This window comes from Leucobacter sp. M11, from assembly GCF_035726885.1.
In the GTDB taxonomy this organism is placed as follows: domain Bacteria; phylum Actinomycetota; class Actinomycetes; order Actinomycetales; family Microbacteriaceae; genus JAPFRB01.
Genome location: NZ_JAPFRB010000005.1, coordinates 8,326 through 11,485, shown reverse-complemented (window position 1 = coordinate 11,485; position 3,160 = coordinate 8,326). Strand labels below are relative to the sequence as shown.

5 protein-coding genes are annotated in these 3,160 nt (G+C 69.2%); all 5 read left to right on the top strand.

Annotated elements, in window-relative coordinates:
* On the top strand, positions 1 to 193 hold a 193-nt coding region (locus OOT08_RS15285; protein WP_325093705.1), incomplete at its 5' end, for a hypothetical protein.
* Complete coding sequence (locus OOT08_RS15280) at positions 186 to 1,040, top strand: 3-hydroxyacyl-CoA dehydrogenase (RefSeq protein WP_325093704.1); 855 nt, start codon at positions 186 to 188, stop codon at positions 1,038 to 1,040. The genes OOT08_RS15285 and OOT08_RS15280, both read left to right, overlap by 8 nt.
* 205 nt (positions 1,041 to 1,245) lie before the next feature.
* Positions 1,246 to 1,500: a PspC domain-containing protein gene (locus OOT08_RS15275; RefSeq protein WP_325093703.1), complete on the top strand. Its 255-nt coding sequence runs from the start codon at positions 1,246 to 1,248 to the stop codon at positions 1,498 to 1,500.
* A 26-nt stretch (positions 1,501 to 1,526) separates the two neighbouring features.
* Positions 1,527 to 1,877, top strand: a complete 351-nt coding sequence (locus tag OOT08_RS15270) for a hypothetical protein (RefSeq protein ID WP_325093702.1) — start codon at positions 1,527 to 1,529, stop codon at positions 1,875 to 1,877.
* Positions 1,878 to 2,103: 226 nt separating this feature from the next.
* Positions 2,104 to 3,160, top strand: a 1,057-nt coding sequence (locus tag OOT08_RS15265) for a 2,3-butanediol dehydrogenase (RefSeq protein WP_325093700.1), incomplete at its 3' end; no start/stop codon positions are given.

Sequence of the window (3,160 nt, the reverse complement as noted above, 5' to 3'; positions counted from 1 at the left end):
GGAGGCGCTGTTCGCGTCCCTGCACCTCCTGCTCGTGCAGGCGGTGCCCCACGCGCTCGACGAAGCGCGCATCATGACCACCCTCGGCGAGCAGGCGACCCTGCTCGCGGCGGGTCTTCTCGTCCGGAATCGCGTGATCGGGCCCACCCGGCCCGGCGCCCCGGCCACAGGAAATGAGGCACACCATGACTGAACTCACCAACATCACCGTGCTGGGGACGGGCGTTCTCGGCTCGCAGATCGCCTTCCAGACCGCCTATCACGGCCACCCCGTCGTCGCCTATGACATCTCCGAGGAGGCCTTGGCCGCCGCGAAGGAGCGCTTCCTCGGGCTGATCAACACCTATGAGGCCGAGGTCGAGGGCGCCGCGGGCGGGAAGGCGCAGGAGGCATTCGACCGTATCCGGCTGAGCGCCGACCTCGCGGACGCCGTTGCGGAGGCCGACCTCGTGATCGAGGCCGTGCCGGAGAACCCCGCGATCAAGCAGAGCACCTATGAGAAGCTCGCCGCCGTCGCCCCGGAGCACACCGTCTTCGCCACGAACTCGTCCACCCTCCTGCCGAGCGATCTGATGGCGGCAACCGGGCGACCCGACCGCTTCCTCGCCCTGCACTTCGCGAATCGGATCTGGGCGATGAACACCGCCGAGATCATGGGCACCGCGCAGACCGACCCGGAGGTGTACGACCGGGTGGTGCGTTTTGCCGAGGACATCGGCATGGTGCCCATCGCGATGAAGAAGGAGAAGGCGGGCTACGTCCTGAACTCGCTGCTCGTGCCGCTGCTGCAGGCGGCTGGCGGGCTCATTGCCGAGGGCATCGCGGACCCCGAGACGATCGACAAGACCTGGCGCATCGGCACGGGCGCGCCACAGGGCCCGATGCAGATCTTTGACATCATCGGACTCACGACCGCCTACAACGTCTCGATGATGGGCGACGAGACGCAGCAGGCCTTCGCGAAGATCCTCAAGGAGGACTACATCGACCAGGGCAAGCTCGGCGTGGCCACGGGCGAGGGCTTCTACCGGTACCAGTAGTCGGCGCTCCCGCCGCCCCGGGGCCACCGAGCGGTGACCCCGGGGCGACCCTGATTCGACCCTGAGGCGACCCCGAGTCACCCCTGAATCTGCGCGAAATGAGGCGTGATTGCCGGGCGGGCTCCCTACGCTGGAGGGGCAGGGCTGCCGCACCACCGCTGCATCCCCTGCGCCACACCAGAGCCCAGCACACCCGGAGGACCCCTTGGCCACGTACACCTTCTTCGACACGCTCCGCCGTTCGCCGATCTCGCGCGGACCCAGCCGGGTCCTCGGCGGCGTCTGCGGCGGCATCGCCGCAAAGTTCGGCTGGAATCCCACCGCGGTTCGGCTGCTGACCATCGTCGCCTGCCTCCTGCCGGTGATCGGCATCGGCACCTACCTGCTTGCCTGGGTGCTCCTCCCCCGCTTTCCCGATGGCTCGATCGTCCTGGAGCGGCTGTTCACACCGCGCCCCTGACCCGGCGCCCTGCTAGCCTCGCAGGCATGACGCACCCCGACTGGATCGAACACCGCCGCGAAGACGGCGAACGCATCGGCTGGATCCTGCCGGAGGACGAGGGCTTCGTCGTCATCGACCTGCTCGGTCGGCGACGGAGCGACGCGGTCGACTGGTTCACCGCCGAGCAGCTCCTCGAGGACACCGGCCTGGGCTATCTCGCTGAGCCCTTCGAGCTGCGCCGTGCCGATGATTCCTGGGTGCGCGTGCGGCTGGTTGACCTCTCCCCCGAGCACATCCGGGTCAAGACCGAGGACTGGGGCGATGTCACCGCCTCGGTCGAGGAGTACACCCTGCCCTTCCCCCTGCCGGATTCTCTCCGCCCGATGGCGCGCTGAGCCCCGGCCAGGCACGCGGCCCGCCCGGGCGTGCGCGACGCGCAAAAACCCCTGAACAGGAGTAGACTTGGCGGGCACCCTTCGCACTGCGGCGATCGCCCAGAACACCAGCCGGACCTCGGCCGCGACCCCCGATCGGGATTCGCGACGGACGGCCTCGAAGCGTGTGCACCGTGGAGGGTGACGACCGCCGATTCGATCGGCCTCCCCACGAAAGGTGAATCACATGAAGGCAGCGCGCTTCTACGACCGCGGCGACATCCGTATCGAGGACATCGCCCCCCAGAGCCTCGACGCGGGCACCGTCCGCATCGACGTCGCCTGGTGCGGCATCTGCGGCACCGACCTGCACGAGTACCTCGACGGCCCGATCTTTGTGCCGGCGGCCGGACACCCGCACCCCATCTCGGGCGAGAGCGCCCCCGTCACCCTCGGCCATGAGTTCTCCGGCGTCGTGGCGGAGCTCGGCGAGGGCGTCACCGACCTCGCCGTCGGCGACCACGTGGTCGTCGAGCCCTACATTATCGGGGACGACGTGCACACCGGGCCCGAGAGCCAGGACTACCACCTCTCGCCGAACATGAACTTCATCGGCCTGGGCGGCCGCGGCGGCGGGCTCGCCGAGAACGTCGTCGTCGCCCGGCGCTGGGTGCACCGCATCGACCCGGCCGTGCCCCTGGACCAGGCCGCCCTGATCGAGCCGCTGTCCGTCGCCTACCACGCGGTGCAGCGCTCCGGCGCGGTCGCCGGGCAGACCGCCCTGATCGGCGGCGCTGGCCCCATCGGCCTGCTCACCGCCGCGGTGCTCAAGGCCATCGGCGTGCGGGTCATCATCTCCGAGCTGAGCGAGCTGCGCCGCACCAAGGCCCTCGACGCGGGCGTCGCCGATGTGGCCCTGAACCCGGCCGAGGTGAACGTTGCCGAGGAGGTGCGCCGCCTCACCGACGGCCAGGGGGCGGACGTCGCATTCGAGTGCACCTCGGTGCAGGTCGTGTTCGACACCCTGCTCGACGCGGTGCGCGCAACGGGCGTCGTGGTCGTCGTCTCGATCTGGGGCAAGCCCGCCTCCTTCGACATGCACCGCCTGGTGATGCGCGAAATCGATGTGCGCGGCACGATCGGGTACGTCAACTCGCACCCGGCGACGATCGCGCTCGTGGAGAGCGGCAAGATCGATCTGGCCCCGTTCATCACGGGAAAGATCGGCCTTGAGGGGCTGATCGACGAGGGCTTCGATACCCTGATCAACCGCAACGAAACCGCGGTGAAGATCCTCGTCTCCC